Raw genomic sequence first — 18,972 nt, 5'->3', positions numbered from 1 at the left:
AAAGAAAGGGTAATAAATGGAATTTATCGTAGAAAAAATCGGTATGAGTAGAACTGTTACAGTTCCTGCAACACCAGTTACACTTTTAAAAGTTCTTGATACTAAAGTATGTGACGTTAATGAAGGTGTAGCACTTGTTTCATATAGCAAAGGGAAGAAATTCAACAAAGCTATTGAAGGTCAACAAAAAAAATATGGTTTAAGCAAAGAGTTTAATAGATTTGCAACAATTAATGTAGCAAATACTGAAGCTGGTGACTTAGATGTTTCTGGATTATCTGAAGCTGCTGTTTTAAAAACAACTTTTAAAACAAAAGGTAGAGGTTTCCAAGGTGGAGTTAAAAGATGGAACTTCGCTGGTGGTAGAGCATCTCACGGACACAGAATGGGTAGAAGAACTGGTTCTATCGGTAATGCAGAGTGGCCAGGTAGAGTTCAACCAGGTAAGAAAATGCCAGGACAATACGGAAATACAAATGTAACTGTTAAAAATGATATTGTTTCATTCGATGCAGAAACTGGTATATTAGTTGTAAAAGGTTCAGTATCTGGACCAAATGGTGGATTAGGAAAAGTAAGGATTGCTAAATGAGTAACGCAGTTGCAGTAAAGACAAACGAGTTACCAGAGTCTTTCAAAGATATTAACTCACACAATTTATATTTATATGTAAAATCTTACTTAGCAGCACAAAGAGCAAACACTGCTAGAGTAAAAAACAGATCTGAAGTAAGCGGTGGTGGTAAAAAACCAAAAGCACAAAAAGGTTCTGGTGGAGCTAGATGGGGTTCTAAAAGATCACCATTATTCGTTGGTGGGGGTCAAGTATTTGGACCTACTAAGAGAAACTACAACCAAAAAATCAACAGAAAGCAAAAAGCTTTAGCATTAAACTTTGCTATTAACGCTCATGCTGAAAATGGTTCTTTATTTGTAGCTGATTCTATCACAGTTGAATCAGGTAAAACTAAAGATGCGGTTTCAATCATTAATGGATTAAATCAAAGAGATACAGTAGTAATCGTTGATTCAATTGATGAAAAAACATACTTAGCGTTCAGAAACGTTAAAAACTGTTACATGATTGAAAAACAAGAAATTAATGCATATTTAATTTCTGCATATCACTCAGTACTAATTGAGAAATCAGTACTTGAATCATTAACAAAAGAGGCGTAAGATGGCAGATATTACAGATATTAAAGCAATATTATATACAGAAAAAACAATCGAGCTTCAAGAAAACGGTGTAATCGTTGTACAAACTAGTCCAAGAATGACTAAAAACGGTTTAAAAGAGGTTTTTAAAGAGTATTTTGGAGTAACTCCAGCAAAAGTTAACTCTTTAAGACAAGATGGTAAAGTTAAAAGATTTAGAGGAAGACCTGGTAGAAGACCAGACTTCAAAAAATTCTATGTTACATTACCTGAGGGCGCTGAAATAGCGAACCTATCAGCTTAAGGAGTATAGAAGATGGCAATTAAAAAATTTAGACCAATAACTCCTGCAAGAAGATTCATGTCTGTAATGGATACTTCTGATATTACTTCTAAACCAACAGTTAGATCTTTACTTGTTAGAGTAAAAGCTTCAGCTGGTAGAAATAATAACGGTAGAATTACATCTAGACACAAAGAAGCAGGTGCTAAGAAATTATATAGAATTATTGATTTCAAAAGAAACAAATTCGGTGTTGAGGGAACTGTATCAACAATTGAGTACGACCCATATAGAAACTGTAGAATTTGTTTAGTAACTTATGCTGATGGTGACAAAAGATATATCTTACAACCATCTGGATTAAAAGTTGGTGACAAAGTTGCTGCTGCTGAATCTGGATTAGATATCGTTACTGGAAACGCTATGAGACTTCAAAGTATTCCTGTAGGTACAATGGTTCATAATATTGAATTAAAGCCTGGTAAAGGTGGACAACTTGCAAGATCTGCTGGTGCATATGCTCAAATCATGGGTAGAGAAGGTAAATATGTTATCTTAAGATTACCATCTGGTGAAATGAGAAAGATTCTTGGTGTTTGTATTGCAACAATTGGTGTTGTAGGAAACGAAGACTTCTCAAACATGGTTGTAGGTAAAGCTGGTAGAACTAGACACCTTGGTATTAGACCTCAAACTAGAGGTTCTGCGATGAACCCAATTGATCACCCTCACGGTGGTGGTGAAGGTAAAACTAACTCGGGTAGACACCCAGTTACTCCATGGGGTATGCCAACTAAAGGTTATAAAACTAGAAAGAAAAAAGCTAGTGATAAATTAATCATTTCAAGAAGAAAGAAGTAAGGGTTTAAGATGGCAAGATCAGTAAAAAAAGGACCATTTGTAGACGCACACTTAATGAAGAAAGTTATCAAAGCTGTTGAAGCTAATGATAAAAAACCAATTAAAACTTGGTCAAGAAGATCAATGGTATTACCTGATATGATTGGTTTAACTTTTAATGTGCATAACGGTAGAAACTTTGTACCTGTAAACATTACAGAAAACCACGTTGGATATAAATTAGGCGAATTCGCTCCAACTAGAACATTCAAAGGGCACAAAGGTTCTGTGCAAAGAAAGGTATAATGATGGGTAAAGCAGTATTAAAATTTATTAGACTTTCACCTACTAAAGCAAGACTTATCGCAAGAGAAGTTCAAGGTATGAATGCAGAGTATGCAATTGCTTCATTAGAGTTCACTCCTAATAAAGCGGCAGGAATTATTTCAAAAGTAATCGCTTCAGCTGTAGCTAATGCTGGTTTAGAGCCAGAAGATGCAGTAATTACAAGTGCAAGAGTAGATAAAGGACCAGTTCTTAAAAGATTTACTCCAAGAGCTAGAGGAAGTGCATCACCAAAACATAAGCCAACTGCACACATTATGATTGAAGTTGCTGCTGCATCAGAAGGAGATAAGTAATGGGTCAAAAAGTTAATCCAATAGGTTTAAGACTAGGTATCAATAGAAACTGGGAATCAAGATGGTTTCCTAAGTTTGAAAATATGCCAGCAAATGTTGCTGAAGACGACAAAATTAGAAAATACGTTAAGAAAGAGTTATACTATGCAGGTGTTGCTCAAACTATCGTAGAAAGAACTGCTAAAAAAGTTAGAGTTACTATCGTAGCTGCAAGACCAGGAATTATCATTGGTAAAAAAGGTGCAGACGTAGAAAAACTTAAAAACAATCTTTCTAAATTAGTTGGAAAAGATATTGCAGTTAACATTAAAGAAGAGAGAAAACCACAACTTTCTGGACAATTAGCAGCTGAAAATGTTGCTCAACAATTAGAAAGAAGAGTTGCATTTAGAAGAGCTATGAAAAGAGTTATGCAAAACGCTCTTAAATCTGGTGCAAAAGGTATTAAAGTTTCTTGTTCTGGTAGACTTGGTGGAGCTGAAATGGCTAGAACTGAGTGGTACTTAGAAGGTAGAGTTCCTTTACATACTTTAAGAGCTAGAATTGATTATGGTTTTGCTGAAGCTCATACAACTTATGGTTGTATTGGTATTAAAGTTTGGATCTTCAAAGGTGAAGTACTAGCTAAAGGTATTCCAGCAGAAAAAGATACAGCTTCTAAACCAAAAAGAAGACCACAAAAGAGAAGAGGTAAATAATCATGTTAATGCCTAAAAGAACAAAATACAGAAAGCAAATGAAGGGTCGAAACAGAGGTAAATCTGCTAGAGCTAACACTTTAGCTTATGGTGAATTCGGAATCAAAGCTTTAGAGCATGGTAGAATCGACTCAAGACAAATCGAAGCTGCTAGGGTTGCAATGACAAGAGCAATCAAAAGACAAGGTAAAGTATGGATTATGGTATTCCCACACAAACCTTTAACAAAAAGACCATTAGAAGTAAGAATGGGTAAAGGTAAAGGTCCTATTGACAAGTGGGTTATGAATATTAAACCAGGTAGAGTGTGCTTTGAGATGGCTGGTGTTTCTGAAGAAATGGCCAAAGGTGCTTTAACTTTAGCTCAACACAAATTACCATTCAAAACTAAAATTGTAAGTAGAGAAAGTGAAAATGAACTATACTGATTTAAAAGATAAGAGCTTACAAGAGCTAAACGAATTGTTAAAAGAGAAAAAGGTGCTTCTTTTTGAATTAAAAGCTAAGCTAAAAACTATGCAGTTAACTAATACTTCTGAATTAAAAGCGTGCAAAAAAGATATTGCACAAGTTCAAACAGCTATTACTGCAGCAAAAGCTAACTAAGGATCTAAAGTATGACACATAAAAGAGAGATTCAAGGTGTAGTGGTAAAAACATCTGGAGATAAAACGGCTTCTGTATTAGTTACTAGATACGTTTTACACCCAAAATATCACAAGACTGTAAAAAGATTTAAAAAGTACTTAGTTCATGATGAGAGAAACGAGTTAAATGAAGGTGATACTGTTATCGCTGTAGAGTGTAGACCACTTTCAAAAACTAAATCTTTCAGACTAAAGACAATAGTAGCTACAGGAGTTAAATAATGATTCAAAGTTTTACTAGATTAAATGTAGCTGATAACACTGGTGCAAAAGAAATCATGTGTATCAAAGTTCTTGGTGGATCTAAGAGAAGATATGCTTCTGTTGGTGATGTAATTGTTGCTTCAGTTAAGAAAGCTTTACCAACTGGTAAAGTTAAAAAAGGTCAAGTTGTTAAAGCAGTTGTAGTAAGAACTCACAAAGAAGTTCAAAGAGAAAATGGATCTTTAATTAGATTTGATGACAACGCTGCTGTAATTCTTGATGGTAAAAAAGAACCAATTGGAACAAGAATCTTTGGACCTGTAGCAAGAGAAGTTAGATACTCAGGTTTCATGAAAATTGTTTCACTTGCTCCGGAGGTATTATAATATGGCTGCTAAATTAAAAATCAAAAAAGGTGATACTGTAAAAATCATCGCTGGTGATGACAAAGGTAAAACTGGAGAAGTTTTAGCTGTATTACCTGCACAAAACAAAGTAATCGTAAAAGATTGCAAAGTTGCTAAAAAAACAGTTAAGCCTGACCAAGACAAAAACCCTGAAGGTGGTTTTGTAAACAAAGAGATGCCTATTGATATCTCTAATGTAGCAAAAGTAGAAGGTGAGTAAGATGGCAAACAGATTACAAGAAAAATATAATACTGAAATCAAACCAGCTTTAGAGACTGAGTTTCCAAAGAACAAATCTTTAACTGCTAAATTAGAAAAAGTTGTTATTTCTGTAGGTGCTGGTGAAGCTATGAAAGATAGCAAATTAATGCAAAGTATGGAAGATACTATCTCTTTAATCGCTGGTCAAAAAGCTGTTAAAGTAATTGCTAAGAAATCAGTTGCTGGTTTTAAAGTAAGAGAAGGTTCACCAGTAGGAGTAAAAGTAACTCTTAGAGGTGAAAGAATGTATGCATTCTTAGATAAATTATGTTCTATTGCATTACCAAGAGTAAAAGACTTTAGAGGTCTAAACAGAAATGGTTTTGATGGTCAAGGTAACTTTAACTTTGGTCTTGATGAGCAATTAATGTTCCCAGAAGTTGTTTATGATGATATCATCAAAACTCACGGTATGAATATTTCAATTTCAACAAGCGCTACTGAAGATGCAGAAGCATATAGATTATTAGAGTTAGTTGGAATTCCATTTACTAAAGGAAGAGCGTAATGGCAAAGAAGTCTATGATTGCTAAGCAAAAGAGAACTCCTAAGTTCTCTTCAAGAGCATATACAAGATGTTCTGTGTGTGGAAGACCACACTCTGTATACAGAGATTTCGGTCTTTGTAGAGTTTGTTTAAGAAAAATGGCTAACGAGGGATTACTTCCTGGCGTTAAAAAATCTAGTTGGTAGGAGAATAAAAGCTATGATGAATGATATTATCGCAGATGCTTTAACTAGAATTAGAAATGCTGCACTTAGAAAATTAGAAGTTGCAACATTATTACATTCTAATACAGTAGTAGGAATTTTAAATGTACTTGAAAAGAAAGAGTATATTGACGGATTCAAAGTAGTTGATGGTGAAAACAATAAAAAAACTGTTCAAGTAACATTAAAATATGATGACAACGATAACTCAGTTATCAATGAAATCACAAGAGTTTCTACTCCAGGAAGAAGAGTTTATAAAAACGCTTCTGAAATTAAATCTTTCAAAAACGGATATGGTACAATCATTGTTTCTACAAACAAGGGTGTTATCGCTAACGATGAAGCTTTCGCTGCAAACGTTGGTGGTGAAGTACTATGTACTGTATGGTAGGAGAGTGTAATGTCTAGAATTGGAAAAAAACCTATCGCAATCCCAAGTGGATTAGAAGTAACAGTTGATGGAACTGTTGTTAACGTTAAAAAAGGGAATAATGTAATTCCTGTTGAAACTCATGGAAGAGTTCAAGCTGAAGTAGCTGACAATGAAGTTGTATTAACTAAAGTTGGTGAAACAAAAGAATCAGCAGCTTTCTGGGGTACATATAGAGCTTTAATTAACAATGCTGTAGAAGGTCTTTCTAAAGGTTTCCAAAAATCTTTAGAGATCAACGGTGTTGGTTATAGAGCTGCAGTTAAAGGTAAAGTATTAGAACTTCAGTTAGGATACTCTCACCCAATTAACTATGATATTCCTGAGGGATTAGATATTTCAGTTGATAAAAATATCATCCATGTTAAAGGTGCTGACAAACAACAAGTTGGTCAAGCTGCTGCAATTATTAGAGGCTTTAGAAAACCAGAACCATATAAAGGTAAAGGTGTTAAGTATACTGACGAGCATATCGTTAGAAAAGCTGGTAAAACTGCTAAGTAAGGTGTGAAAAATGAGTAGAATTAAAGATATAGCAAAAAAGAATTCTTCTAGAATCGTAAGAAAAAGAAGAGTTAGAGGAGATATCGGTAGAGGTACTGCTGAAACACCTAGAGTAACTGTTTTCAAATCAAACAGATATTTAAGTGCACAAGCAATTAATGATATTGCTGGTGTTACATTAGCAGCAATAAATTCTAAAGCACTAAACTTAAGTGTAAGTAGAGAAAATGCAGCAAAAGTTGCAGCAGAATTTGCTGAAAAACTTAAAGCTGCTGGAATTGAAAAAGTAGTATTTGATAGAAATGGATACCTTTATCACGGTGTAGTTGCAGCATTTGCTGATGGACTTAGAGAAAATGGTATCAAATTATAAGGGTTAATGATGGCAGCAGTAAATAGAGAAGATTTTCAAGAAGCAATCGTTAAAATCGGAAGAGTAACAAAAGTTGTAAAAGGTGGTAGAAGATTCAGATTTACAGCTTTAGTTGTTGTTGGAGATAAAAACGGTACAGTTGGATTTGGTACAGGAAAAGCTAAAGAGGTTCCTGATGCAATTAAAAAAGCTTTAGATGACGCATTTAAATCTTTAGTAAAAGTTAATATTCATGGAACAACTATTGCTCATGATATTCAACATAAATACAATTCAAGTGTTATTTTATTAAAGCCAGCTCCTGAAGGTTCGGGTCTTATCGCAGGTGGTGCGGCAAGACCAGTTCTTGAGCTTTCTGGAGTTAAAGATATTGTTGCAAAATCTTTAGGTTCAAATAATCCAAACAACCTTGTACAAGCTACAGTTGAAGCATTAGCAAGAATTAAAGGATAAGATGATGGCATTAGATAACTTACAACCAGCAACTGGTAGTACGAAAAATGTTAAAAGAGTAGGTAGAGGTCAAGGTTCTGGAACTGGTAAGACTTCTGCTAGAGGTCAAAAAGGTCAAAAGTCTAGATCTGGATACAAAATTAAGAGACACTTTGAGGGTGGACAAATGCCACTTCAAAAGAGAACTCCTAAAACTGGATTCTTCTCTAGAGTTGAGAAACCATACTCTATCAATGTTGATAAAGTAAAAAAAGTTGCAGGACTTGACGAGATTACAGTTGAATCTATCAAAACAGTTTACAAACTTTCTAAGAGTGTTACTAAAGTTAAACTAGTTGGTTCATCTGCAAAAGATTTAGCATCTAAAATTAAAGACGAAAACGTAACAACTACTGGAAACTAATTATGAGTAAAGATCTAATAAATAAGATTCTTATTACATTAGGTTTTATTCTACTTTACAGGTTACTGGCATACGTGCCAGTTCCTGGAGTGAATATAGACGTAGTTAAAGAATTCTTCGATTCAAATGCTAACAACGCATTAGGTCTTGTAAATATGTTCAGTGGTAATGCAGTTGAAAGACTGTCAATTATCTCATTAGGTATTATGCCTTACATTACAGCTTCTATTATTATGGAGCTTCTAGCAGCAACTTTCCCCGCACTTGGTAAAATGAAAAAAGAAAGAGATGGTATGCAAAAATATATGCAAATCATCAGATATACTACAATTGTAATTACATTAATTCAATCTATTGGTGTATCAATGGGTCTAAATTCATTAACTGGTCAAAGTGGACAAGGCGCTATCTCAATTGATATGAATACGTTTATAGCCGTATCATCAATTTCTATGTTAACAGGTACTATGCTTCTTATGTGGATTGGTGAACAAATCACACAAAAAGGTATTGGTAACGGTATTTCATTAATTATCTTCGCTGGTATTGTTTCTGCAATTCCAAGTGCAATTGGTGGTACTGTTGATTTAGTTAACAATGGTCAAATGAACTTCTTAACTGTAATCGCAATTTTAGTAATTATTCTAGCAACTGTTGGAGCAATTATTTATGTTGAGTTAGGTGAAAGAAGAGTTCCAGTTTCTTATTCAAGAAAAGTTATGATGCAAGCTCAAAATAAAAGAGTAATGAATTACATTCCAATTAAGGTTAACTTATCTGGTGTTATTCCTGCTATTTTTGCATCTGCAATTTTAATGTTCCCTGCTACAGTTTTACAAGGTAGTCAAAATGAGTACCTTTTAGTTGTTGCAGATTATTTAAGTCCTACATCTTATACATTTAATGTATTTATGTTCTTATTTGTAGTTTTCTTTGCATTCTTCTATGCATCAATTACTTTTAATGCAAAAGATATTTCTGAAAACTTAAAGAAACAAGGTGGATTTATTCCAGGTGTTAGACCAGGAGCTTCTACAGCTGATTTCTTAAATGAGACTGCAAGTAGACTTACATTCTGGGGAGCTATTTATTTAGGTCTTATCTCTACTGTGCCTTGGTTACTAGTAAAAGCAATGGGTGTTCCTTTCTATTTTGGAGGGGTTGCAGTACTTATTGTTGTTCAAGTAGCAATTGATACAATGAGAAAGATTGAAGCTCAACAGTATACGAATAAATATGAAACATTAAGTGCAGTTGGACTTTAAGATCATGGCTATTCCATTAAGAAAACAAAATGAAATAGAGAAACTTCGAACAGCTGGTCAAGCTGTTGCGAAGACTCTTAAACATTTAGAAGAAAATGTAAAACCAGGCATGACTTTAAAAGAAGTTGATGCTATGGGTGAAAAATACTTAAATGATCTAGGCGCTAGACCATCTTTCAAAGGCCTTTATGGCTTTCCTGGTGCAATCTGCACATCTTTAAATGAAGTTATTATTCATGGTATTCCTGATGACACTGTTTTAAAAGAGGGTGATATTTTAGGAATAGATATTGGATCTGAAATCGATGGTTGGTATGGCGATGCAGCTATTACTATGCCTATTGGTAAAATTTCAAAAGAAGATGAAGAATTAATTGCTTGTTCGAAAGATGCACTGTATTATGCTATTGATATTATTGAAGAGGGTATGAGATTTAAAGAACTTTCTAAAGCAATAGAAGATTTTATTGTAAATAGAGGGTATCAACCATTAGTTAGATTTTGTGGACATGGTATTGGTAAAAAACCTCACGGTGAACCAGAAATTCCAAACTATGTAAATGGTACAAATACTAAATCTGGACCAAAAATCAAAAATGGAATGGTGTTTTGTATTGAACCTATGATTTGTCATGAAGGAAGAGAACCAGTTATTTTAGAAAATGAGTGGGATGTTGTTTCTGAAGACGGAAAAAGAGGTAGTCATTACGAACATACAGTTGCTGTAGTAGATGGAAAAGCAGTAATTTTAAGTAAAGTAGATTGAGTAAACTTAGGAGAAAAAGTGGCAAAGAATGATGTAATAGTAATTGATGGTAAGGTAATTGAAGCTTTACCTAATGCTATGTTTAGGGTTGAATTAGATAATGGTCATGTAGTTTTATGTCATATCTCAGGAAAAATGAGAATGCACTACATTAAAATTTTACCAGGTGATAAAGTTAAGGTAGAAATTACACCTTACTCACTAGATAAGGGTAGAATTACTCACAGATATAAGTAATTTTTAAGAGATAATAAATTTCTTATTTATTATCTCTTTTTCTTAAAGTAGTTATGCTATACTAAAAGAAATTCTTGAAAGTATATAGTGTAATGAACGATATAATCAATATTATTAGCTTAACTTTAGATAGTTTAGACAAGCAAAGCAAACTTGCAAATCCCACAAATTTTGAAACTGAATTTTATAAACAACTTCAAAAAACTGATTTAATACTAGAAGAAACAGAAGAGATTAAAGATTTAATCACAAAACTAACAATTTATGAAAAATCTCAACTTAATAATGAAGTTCCTACTTTTAGAGAACTTTCTCAAATACTCTCACAAAGAGTTTCTAATCAAACAATAAGAGAGTTTTTAAAAGACTTTTCATATTTTATTTCTCCTTCAATAGATAAAGAGATAAAAGTAGAAATAGACAAAATATGTATCGATATAGCAGAAGACCCAAAGAAACTTCTTGATGATAGAGTTTTAAGGGAAATTAGAACTTTAACTGACAAAAGAATTAATAACGATAAAAAACTATTTAAAGATAAAACAAGTGACGTAAAAAAACTTATTAGATTTTTAGGTGAGTATATAAATAAGTTTATTGTTAATCACACTTCCACTTATGATGAAATTACAAGATTAAAAGAAGAAATAAATTCACTTTCTCTTTCTGAGTCATCATTAAATGATTTAGAAGAGATTAAATCAGATTTAATCAAATCAATTGATAAGTTTGAATCATCAGTAAGAGTTAGTCAAAAAGATATTTTAAATAATCAACTAGAGTGTAATAATTTATATGAACAAATTGAAGCTCTACAGCAAAACTTAGATAAAGCAGAAGAAGAGAAATCAACTGATTTCTTAACAGGTGTTTTAACAAGAAGAGCCTATGTTGTAGAAATTGAAAGATTAGAAAATGAGTATAGAGTATATGATTCTAACTATGCTTTAGTATTTTTTGATATTGACCATTTTAAAGATATAAATGATACTTATGGGCATGATTGTGGAGATTCAGTACTATCAACTTTTGCTCAGATATTAAAAAATCTTACTCGTACCGGAGATATTATCTCTAGGTATGGTGGGGAAGAGTTTATAACTATTGTTAATTACAAAAATAAAATGGATATTAAAAATTACCTAAGAAGGGTGAAAAATATTATCTCAAACAATAAGTTTGTTTATAATGATATAAAATTAAGTGTAAAATTCTCAGCAGGTGTTGCATTTAGAAATAATTATAACTCATATGAAGAAACTATTAAAAAAGCTGATGAATTACTTTATACTGCAAAAGCTCAAGGTAGAAATAAAATCATTGTAGATAATGGAGATATAGTATAAAATGAAGTAGAAAAGTTTACAGTTCGCGATATAAACTAACTACTTCTGTATACTATAAATGTAATAATAGCACTTTTTTATTAAAAAGTCACATTTTTATAAATAATTTGCATATTTTTTTAGCAAATTTATTCAAAAGAACTTTTTTTGTACAATTGCGTATGACAAAAGTAATTAAAAATAGAATTCTATCTCAGTTGCATTTTTTAAAATCAATTGGATACGAGTATCATGAACCAATAAAAGCTTTTAATAAAGAGGTTGAAGAGGATACTTTACCAAATGATATAAATAGTTTAGGGCAAATAGTAAATAACTGTTATTTATGTGAGCTTTCAAAAAATAGAAAAAATGTTTTATTTGGATATGGAAATATAAATGCAAGTATAATGTTTTTGATTGATGAACCAACAACTACTGAAGATGAACTTGATTCTTTTTATGTTGGAAAATCAGGTGAACAGTTAGCAAAAATGATTGAAAACGTATTACCTGTTAAAAAAGAAGATGTTTATATTACAAGTTTGGTAAAATGTAAGAGTCAAAATGGTTTTGAATCAACACATTTTAATAGTTGTAGTTCTTATTTATATAAACAAATTGATTTAATTCAACCTAAGTTAATTGTTACTTTAGGAGATAAAACTTACCAGTATCTATGTAAAGATAAAACACCTTTTTATCAAATTAGAGGTAAACTAACGAATTTTAAAAACTATGATGTGTTACCAACGTATAGTCCAGGATTTCTTTTAAGAAACCCATCTTTTAAGAAAGAAGCATTTCAAGATATGCTAAAAATAAAGTCGATTTTGGAGTCAAATTGAAAAATATAATTTTATTAGTATTAGTAGGTTTTTTCATAGTAGGGTGTGCACCTAAAGGAAAAGTTACTACTTCACAAAAGCAAGAAGTTAAAGAGACTGTTTATACTCAACCCCAAGAAGTTTATGAAGATGCCATTGAAAAAGAGCCAGTTGTAGCAGATGAAAAAGGTGCAAATAAAATTGCAGTACTTTATCCATCAAAAATAGTTGGTAAGTATGCTAAATCAACTGTAAATGCTGTTATGGCTTATTTAATTTACAATAACAAAGAGTTTGAAATAGAGGCATTTGATAGTTATGATGAAAGCAATATTAATATCCTAACTCAAATTAAAAAAATTGAAGAGCAAGGTTTCAAAAAAGTAATCACACTATTTACTCAAAATGGATATGAAATACTAAATAGAACCCATGCTTTACATTTTGCTAAAGTATATTTTCCTTTAATCAATAAAAGTGAAGTAGCTTTTGCTAAAGATAACTTTGTATTTGGTGGAATCTCTTATGAAAGACAAGTGAAACTTTTAAAAACTTTATCAAGTGAAAAAAGTACTATGTTTTATGTACCATCTTATTTAGGAAACAAGTTAAAAGATTTATATAACAATGAGTTTATTGATACTGAACCAATAACTAAAGAGATACAAAGAACAAACAATAAATATCAATATATCATGAATGATGAGAGAATAGCATATAATACTGTTTTATTAAATACACCAATTATTAAAACATCAATTATTTTATCTCAATTAACAGCATATGAGATTGATCCAATTAGAGTTTTATCTACACAATTAAACTATAACCCTTTGCTTGTAAAGTTAACACAACCAAGAGATAGAACAAATCTTTTTGTAGTAAACTCTATTGGAAAAGTTGATAGTTTTATTGAAGAGTATGCAGATTTATTAGGTGCAGATATTATTTACAACTGGGTTGATTATTCATCTTTAGTTGGAGCAGAATATTTAATGAATTTAGATACAGATGAAAACAAAAAAATCATTCAAACAGAGATTGAAGACAATCAAGTTAAATATGAACCAATACTTTATAGAGGAACTTCTTATGGCTTTAAAGAAGTGACTGATATTGATACAGCTTTAGAAGAAACATATAACACTCTTATTCAAAAACAAGAAGAGAAAAAAGCCAAAGCAGAGCAAGAGCTTTTAAAAAAACAGCAATTAGAAAATTAAGAAATCTTTCGATATAATCGCGAATATTTATAGAAACGGAGTAAGAATTGAGAACTCATTATTGTACTGATGTAACGGAAAAGAATATAGATGAAACTGTAACTGTTGCTGGTTGGGTAAACAGTAGAAGAGATCACGGTGGAATTATTTTTATTGACTTAAGAGATAGAGGTGGTTTAGTTCAACTTGTGTGTGACCCTGCTGATAACAAAGGAGCATGGGAAGTTGCTGATAGTGTTAGAGATGAATTTGTTTTAATAGCAACTGGTAAAGTAAGAGCTAGAGGTGAAGGTTTAGAAAACCCTAACTTAGTTACTGGAAAAATTGAAATTGTTGTAGAAGACTTAGTTATTGAAAACAGATCAAAACCTATGCCATTTGATTTAGGTGATGAAAAAGTAAATGAAGAGATTAGATTAAGAAATAGATTCTTAGAATTAAGAACTGAAAAATCTTTTGAAATTTTTAAATTAAGAAGTACTGCAAATATCGCAGTTAGAAACTGTCTAAATGAATTAGGATTCTTAGACGTAGAAACTCCAATTTTAACAAAATCAACACCAGAAGGTGCAAGAGATTATTTAGTTCCAAGTAGAGTTCACCCAGGTGAATTTTATGCACTTCCTCAATCACCACAATTATTTAAACAATTACTAATGGTTTCTGGATTTGATAAATATTTCCAAATTGCAAAATGTTTTAGAGATGAAGATTTAAGAGCAGATAGACAACCAGAATTTACTCAAATTGATGTTGAGATGTCTTTTTGTAATCAAGAAGATGTAATTGAAGTAGCTGAAAAATTAATTCACGATACATTTAAAGCTTGTGGTAAAGATGTTCCAACTACTTTCCCAAGAATTACTTACAAAGATGCTATGGAAAAATATGGTTCAGATAAACCAGATATGAGATTTGACATGGCTATGGTAGATGTTATTGATATTTTTGCTAACTCTACAAATGAAATCTTTGCAGATATTGCAAAAGATACTAAAAACAATAGAATCAAAGCTCTAAGATGTCCAAATGGAGATAACTTATTCTCTAAAAGACAAATGAAAGGTTTTGAAGATTACGTTAGAAAGTTTGGAGCTAAAGGTCTTGGTTATTTCCAAATGAAAGAAGATGGATTAAAAGGTCCTTTAACTAAATTCTTCTCTGAAGCTGATTTAGAAGCAATCGTAAAAACAACTGAATTAGAAGTTGGTGATGTTGTATTCTTTGGAGCTGGAGATAAGAAAACTGTATGTGATTACATGGGAAGATTTAGACTTTATCTTGCAGAGCAAATGGAAATTATTCCAGCAGACGTTTATGAGTTTGTATGGGTTGTTGATTTCCCTATGTTTGAAGTTGAAGATGGAAAAACTAAAGCATTACACCATCCATTTACTATGCCTAACTTAGATAAATGTGATTTAAATAATGTAGAAGATTTAGAAGATATTGAATCAATCGCTTATGATATCGTATTAAATGGTACTGAGCTTGGTGGTGGTTCAATCAGAATTCATAAAGAAGAAGTTCAAGAAAAAGTATTTGAACTTATGGGAATCTCTCAAGAAGAAGCAAATGATAAATTTGGATTCTTACTTGAAGCATTAAGATATGGTGCACCAAGCCATGGTGGATTTGCAATGGGATTCGATAGACTTATCATGTTATTAGCTGGTACTGATTCTATTAGAGATGTAATTGCATTCCCTAAAACTCAAAGAGCTCAATGTTTATTAACTTCTGCACCTTCAGCTGTTGATAATGAACAATTAAAAGAATTAAGTCTTAGAATTAGAAAGACTGAAGTATAATTTAAAAGGGCAACAATATGATTAAGTATATTATTGTATTGTTGTCACTACTCTCATTTTTACATGCAAAAACAAGCATCGTAGTTACTTTTCCTGTACATAAAGAGTTTATTCAAAAAATAGCAAAAGATGATTTTTTTATTAAAGTTATTGAAGATGGATATCAAAGTTTTGATAAAAGAGGAAATCTTTTTAAAAATGAAATCTATTATAGTGATGTATATTTGACTCTTGGTTTAGAAGAGGAAAAAAAGTACATAGAGCTTTTCAAAAAGAAAAATAGATATATGAAAATAATTGATGTATCTAAAGGAATTGAAAAAGATATAGTAAATGGAAAAGTTAATCACTATATCTGGACTGACCCTTTGTTAGTACGTGAATTAGTAAAGAATCTATACAATACATTAAGCACTCTAAAGTCCTATAAAAAAGAGTTTTATGAAGCAAATCATAAAGTCTTATTAAAAGAGTTAGATGAGTTCTTTTTATCTTTAAAAAAGAAGTTTGATAGAAATGAATTTTATAATATATATGTGTATGAGCCTTATTGGCACTATATAGCTAAAAGATATAGAATCAATCTTTATTATAGAGAAAATAGGTTTACTGATTTAGAAGAAGTACCTGCTTTAATAGAACATGCACAATTACATAATATTGAAAAAGTATTAATAAAAAAAGGAAGTTCCTACGAACAAGCTCAATCCTTAGCTTCCCATATTAACGCTGATATTGTAGAACATGATATCACAAAATATAATTGGAAAGTTAATATTCAATCCCTAGCTAGAAAAATCGCAAGATATAAAAAAAATCTATAATTGCATACTAAATATACAGTCTGTATAAAAAAACTGCTTACTTTTTAGAGTAAGATATTCCTATAAATATTTAGGAGATCTAAAATGTCAAAGAGTTTAGTAGACTATAAAGGTATTAAAGTAAAAAAAGAACTTTATCCTATAATTAAACATATTGAAGATGTTGATAAGTATAGGGAAGAGTTAGGAAGATTAAGTTCCTCTTGGGATATTTTTGCACTTTTAGGTCAATTAGGTGATATTCACATCGACATTGGTAAGACTAAAGAAAACTTCTTAAACTTAACAACTACACTACTTAATCATTTAAGTGATGAAACAGTTAAAAAAGCAACTGCAGAGATGAAATTTAAAGCTCAGGTTGCTATTGATATTGTAAATAGAAATCTTTTTGAAAGAACTGCTGATATTGGTTTTTTAGCAACGGATGATGATATTAGAGACTTCCTACAAAACTTTGTTTCAAGATACAACAGTGATAGTGTAGAACTAAAAGAAGAGATACAAAAAAGATTTTTAGAGTATGTACAAAAATATTCTGTGTACTATGATATTGTTTTAGCTGATACAAAAGGAAAAGTTGTAGCAAGACTTGACGATGATGTAAAAGTAGATTGGTTAGATAAAGAGTTTACTCAAAAAGTAATCAACTCAAGTGATGAGTATGTGGAAACTTTCCAATACCATGATTTTATTCCACATAAAAAGCAGTCTTTAGTTTACTCATATAAAGTAACTCAAACAAATGATTCAGACTCAGAGGTTTTAGGTGTACTTTGTCTTTGTTTTAGATTTAGAGATGAAATGGAAGGAATTTTTAACAATCTAATTGAAACAAGAAATAAAGAGGCTTTAACTATTTTAGATGAAGATGGAATTGTAATTGCTTCAAGTGATAAAGACTATATTCCTTTAGAATCAAAGCTAGAAATAGTTTTAGATGAAGAGTATAAAATAGTATCTTTTTGTGGTAGGGATTATATAGCAAAAACTTGTGTAACTAATGGTTATCAAGGCTTTAAAGGACTTAAGTGGTATGGACATATCATGGTTCCTTTAGAGTATGCATTTTTAAGTAATCAAAGTAATGAAGCAAAAGCAGATGATGCAATTATTGAATCTATGATGGAAAATGAACAACACTTTTCAAAAGATTTAAAAGATGTATTTAATAAAAGTAAAACTATTCAAGAAAATCTTGGACGTGTTATTTGGAATGGTAATGTTGCACAAAGTAAGTTAAACTCTTCAAATAGGGAGTTTTCAAAATCTCTTTTAAGTGAGATTGGAGTTACAGGAGTTAAAGCAAACTCTTCATTAAGTAACCTTAATCAAACTATCATAAACTCAATTTTAAAAGATAGTGAGTTCTTATCATCTTTAGCAATTGATATTATGGATAGAAACCTTTATGAAAGAGCAAATGACTGTAGATGGTGGGCATTAACTTCATACTTTAGAAAAGCATTTGATGACTATAACTCTTTAAGTTATAAAGAAAAAGAGATCTCTTCTATTTTAAAGTATATTAATGATTTATATACAGTATATACAAATCTACTTGTTTTTGATAAAAGTGGAAAAATAATTGCAGTTTCAAATGAAAAAGAGAATTATCTAGTAGGAAAAGTTTTACCTCAAAAATGGGTAGGAGAAACTTTAAACCTAAAAGATACATCAAAATATTGTGTATCAGATTTTGAAGAGACAAATCTTTATGCAAATGAGTCAACATATGTATATTGTGCAGCTATTAGGTCTTTTGAAAATCAAAATGAGATAAATGGTGGAATTGCTATTGTATTTGATTCTACACCTGAGTTTCATGCTATGTTAGAGGATAGCTTACCAAAAGGAAAGGATGGAGTATTCGCTTTATTTGCATCAAGGGATAAAAAGGTTATTTCTTCAACAAATAAAGATATAGAGGTAAACTCAATTATTGATATTGAAGATAAGTTTTTTGAACTAAAAAATGGTGAGCAAAAAAGTGAAATTATTGAAATAGATAATAAATATTATGCTTTAGGTGTTAGATGTTCACAAGGATATAGAGAGTATAAAAGTGCTAAAGATGACTATGTAAATGATGTTTTCTGTTTAGTATTTAATTATATTGGTGAAAAACATTTTGATAGTTTAAAGTATGAACAAAAATCAAAGTTCCTAAACTCAAATGCAAAAAAAGTGTTTACGGACTCTTGTGTTGAGTTAGCAACTTTCCATTTAGGTAATAAATTCCTTGCAGTGGAAGCAAAAAATGTTATTGAATCTATTTCTATAGATAAACTTGAAGAATCAATCGATATGGATAAAAATAATCCTTTTAAAGGAATGGTTTTACATAAAGACAATCTAATTTCAGTACTTGATATTAGAAGTTTCATTAAAGAAGATATAACAGATACTGAGCTAAATACTATTATTCTTTTAGAGTATGATAAGGATAATAAAGAACATTGTGTGGGAATACTTGTTTCTTCTTTAGAGAGTGTTTCAGTTGTAGAAAAAAACTCTATTCAACAAATACAAAGTCACTTCTTAGGAACTGGAACTTTAGTTGAAAGTCTTGCTGATATTAGTGATTATGAAGAGTCTCAAGTTGCAATGGTGCTTGATATTAAGAAGATTGATGACAATTTAACAAAGAAGGTTTAATTAGTTATAAATTTATATG

28 protein-coding genes are annotated in these 18,972 nt (G+C 31.1%); all 28 read left to right on the top strand.

Translation table 11 applies throughout. The features are described 5' to 3' along the window. The first annotated feature begins 16 nt into the window (after positions 1-16). The 28 genes from rplC (at position 17) to CRV03_RS04295 (ending at position 18,953) form a co-directional block, all read left to right on the top strand. The gene (gene rplC, locus CRV03_RS04430; protein ID WP_129083928.1) at positions 17-592 is read left to right on the top strand and encodes a 50S ribosomal protein L3; all 576 of its coding nucleotides are present in this window, start codon (positions 17-19) and stop codon (positions 590-592) included. Next, on the top strand, positions 589-1,179 hold the full coding sequence (gene rplD / locus CRV03_RS04425; protein WP_129083927.1) for a 50S ribosomal protein L4: 591 nt from the start codon (positions 589-591) through the stop codon (positions 1,177-1,179). The genes rplC and rplD overlap by 4 nt, the downstream gene beginning before the upstream one ends. Position 1,180: 1 nt before the next feature. Continuing rightward, positions 1,181-1,462, top strand: a complete 282-nt coding sequence (locus CRV03_RS04420; RefSeq protein WP_114838552.1) for a 50S ribosomal protein L23 — start codon at positions 1,181-1,183, stop codon at positions 1,460-1,462. A 12-nt stretch (positions 1,463-1,474) separates the two neighbouring features. Further along, on the top strand, positions 1,475-2,302 hold the full coding sequence (gene rplB, locus CRV03_RS04415) for a 50S ribosomal protein L2 (protein WP_129083926.1): 828 nt from the start codon (positions 1,475-1,477) through the stop codon (positions 2,300-2,302). Between the two features lie 9 nt (positions 2,303-2,311). Beyond that, positions 2,312-2,587 (top strand): 30S ribosomal protein S19, encoded by a 276-nt coding sequence (gene rpsS, locus CRV03_RS04410; RefSeq protein WP_129007024.1) that lies wholly within the window; start codon positions 2,312-2,314, stop codon positions 2,585-2,587. 2 nt (positions 2,588-2,589) lie between these two features. After that, complete coding sequence (gene rplV, locus CRV03_RS04405; protein WP_129083925.1) at positions 2,590-2,922, top strand: 50S ribosomal protein L22; 333 nt, start codon at positions 2,590-2,592, stop codon at positions 2,920-2,922. Continuing rightward, positions 2,922-3,620: a 30S ribosomal protein S3 gene (rpsC, locus tag CRV03_RS04400; protein ID WP_129083924.1), complete on the top strand. Its 699-nt coding sequence runs from the start codon at positions 2,922-2,924 to the stop codon at positions 3,618-3,620. Before rplV ends, rpsC begins: the two co-directional genes overlap by 1 nt. A 2-nt stretch (positions 3,621-3,622) precedes the next feature. Continuing rightward, a complete protein-coding gene (rplP, locus tag CRV03_RS04395; RefSeq protein WP_129083923.1) occupies positions 3,623-4,048 on the top strand; it encodes a 50S ribosomal protein L16 in 426 nt (141 codons plus the stop codon). Beyond that, the gene (gene rpmC, locus CRV03_RS04390) at positions 4,035-4,226 is read left to right on the top strand and encodes a 50S ribosomal protein L29 (RefSeq protein ID WP_129083922.1); all 192 of its coding nucleotides are present in this window, start codon (positions 4,035-4,037) and stop codon (positions 4,224-4,226) included. The genes rplP and rpmC overlap by 14 nt, the downstream gene beginning before the upstream one ends. An 11-nt stretch (positions 4,227-4,237) precedes the next feature. Next, a complete protein-coding gene (gene rpsQ / locus CRV03_RS04385) occupies positions 4,238-4,489 on the top strand; it encodes a 30S ribosomal protein S17 (protein ID WP_129083921.1) in 252 nt (83 codons plus the stop codon). Continuing rightward, entirely contained in the window at positions 4,489-4,857 is a 369-nt protein-coding gene (gene rplN, locus CRV03_RS04380) for a 50S ribosomal protein L14 (protein WP_129007029.1), read from the top strand. Before rpsQ ends, rplN begins: the two co-directional genes overlap by 1 nt. A gap of 1 nt (position 4,858) precedes the next feature. Next, entirely contained in the window at positions 4,859-5,098 is a 240-nt protein-coding gene (rplX, locus tag CRV03_RS04375) for a 50S ribosomal protein L24 (protein ID WP_129083920.1), read from the top strand. A gap of 1 nt (position 5,099) precedes the next feature. Next, a complete protein-coding gene (rplE, locus tag CRV03_RS04370) occupies positions 5,100-5,648 on the top strand; it encodes a 50S ribosomal protein L5 (protein WP_129083919.1) in 549 nt (182 codons plus the stop codon). After that, positions 5,648-5,833 (top strand): type Z 30S ribosomal protein S14, encoded by a 186-nt coding sequence (locus CRV03_RS04365; RefSeq protein WP_114838563.1) that lies wholly within the window; start codon positions 5,648-5,650, stop codon positions 5,831-5,833. Before rplE ends, CRV03_RS04365 begins: the two co-directional genes overlap by 1 nt. 13 nt (positions 5,834-5,846) lie before the next feature. After that, positions 5,847-6,245: a 30S ribosomal protein S8 gene (rpsH, locus tag CRV03_RS04360; protein ID WP_129083918.1), complete on the top strand. Its 399-nt coding sequence runs from the start codon at positions 5,847-5,849 to the stop codon at positions 6,243-6,245. A gap of 9 nt (positions 6,246-6,254) precedes the next feature. Next, positions 6,255-6,788, top strand: a complete 534-nt coding sequence (gene rplF, locus CRV03_RS04355; RefSeq protein WP_129083917.1) for a 50S ribosomal protein L6 — start codon at positions 6,255-6,257, stop codon at positions 6,786-6,788. 10 nt (positions 6,789-6,798) lie between these two features. Then, positions 6,799-7,161, top strand: coding sequence for a 50S ribosomal protein L18 (gene rplR / locus CRV03_RS04350; protein WP_129083916.1), 363 nt, complete (start codon positions 6,799-6,801; stop codon positions 7,159-7,161). Positions 7,162-7,170: 9 nt separating this feature from the next. Further along, positions 7,171-7,614, top strand: a complete 444-nt coding sequence (gene rpsE / locus CRV03_RS04345) for a 30S ribosomal protein S5 (RefSeq protein WP_114838567.1) — start codon at positions 7,171-7,173, stop codon at positions 7,612-7,614. Between the two features lie 4 nt (positions 7,615-7,618). Then, on the top strand, positions 7,619-8,017 hold the full coding sequence (rplO, locus tag CRV03_RS04340) for a 50S ribosomal protein L15 (RefSeq protein ID WP_129083915.1): 399 nt from the start codon (positions 7,619-7,621) through the stop codon (positions 8,015-8,017). Between the two features lie 2 nt (positions 8,018-8,019). Next, positions 8,020-9,282 (top strand): preprotein translocase subunit SecY, encoded by a 1,263-nt coding sequence (gene secY, locus CRV03_RS04335; protein ID WP_129083914.1) that lies wholly within the window; start codon positions 8,020-8,022, stop codon positions 9,280-9,282. Between the two features lie 4 nt (positions 9,283-9,286). After that, the gene (map, locus tag CRV03_RS04330) at positions 9,287-10,048 is read left to right on the top strand and encodes a type I methionyl aminopeptidase (protein WP_129083913.1); all 762 of its coding nucleotides are present in this window, start codon (positions 9,287-9,289) and stop codon (positions 10,046-10,048) included. An 18-nt stretch (positions 10,049-10,066) separates the two neighbouring features. Then, positions 10,067-10,285, top strand: coding sequence for a translation initiation factor IF-1 (gene infA / locus CRV03_RS04325; protein ID WP_114838571.1), 219 nt, complete (start codon positions 10,067-10,069; stop codon positions 10,283-10,285). 74 nt (positions 10,286-10,359) lie between these two features. Next, a complete protein-coding gene (locus CRV03_RS04320) occupies positions 10,360-11,631 on the top strand; it encodes a GGDEF domain-containing protein (protein ID WP_164968615.1) in 1,272 nt (423 codons plus the stop codon). Positions 11,632-11,792: 161 nt separating this feature from the next. After that, complete coding sequence (locus CRV03_RS04315) at positions 11,793-12,458, top strand: uracil-DNA glycosylase (RefSeq protein WP_129083911.1); 666 nt, start codon at positions 11,793-11,795, stop codon at positions 12,456-12,458. Next, positions 12,455-13,660, top strand: a complete 1,206-nt coding sequence (locus tag CRV03_RS04310) for a hypothetical protein (protein ID WP_129083910.1) — start codon at positions 12,455-12,457, stop codon at positions 13,658-13,660. The genes CRV03_RS04315 and CRV03_RS04310 overlap by 4 nt, the downstream gene beginning before the upstream one ends. A gap of 47 nt (positions 13,661-13,707) precedes the next feature. Further along, on the top strand, positions 13,708-15,471 hold the full coding sequence (gene aspS / locus CRV03_RS04305; protein ID WP_129083909.1) for an aspartate--tRNA ligase: 1,764 nt from the start codon (positions 13,708-13,710) through the stop codon (positions 15,469-15,471). Positions 15,472-15,488: 17 nt separating this feature from the next. After that, a complete protein-coding gene (locus tag CRV03_RS04300) occupies positions 15,489-16,295 on the top strand; it encodes a metal ABC transporter solute-binding protein, Zn/Mn family (protein ID WP_129083908.1) in 807 nt (268 codons plus the stop codon). An 84-nt stretch (positions 16,296-16,379) separates the two neighbouring features. Further along, entirely contained in the window at positions 16,380-18,953 is a 2,574-nt protein-coding gene (locus CRV03_RS04295; protein ID WP_129083907.1) for a cache domain-containing protein, read from the top strand. The last annotated feature ends 19 nt before the right edge of the window (positions 18,954-18,972 follow it).

It is taken from the genome of Arcobacter sp. F155, from assembly GCF_004116455.1.
Classification (GTDB): domain Bacteria; phylum Campylobacterota; class Campylobacteria; order Campylobacterales; family Arcobacteraceae; genus Halarcobacter.
This window is presented reverse-complemented; position numbering and strand designations above follow the sequence as displayed.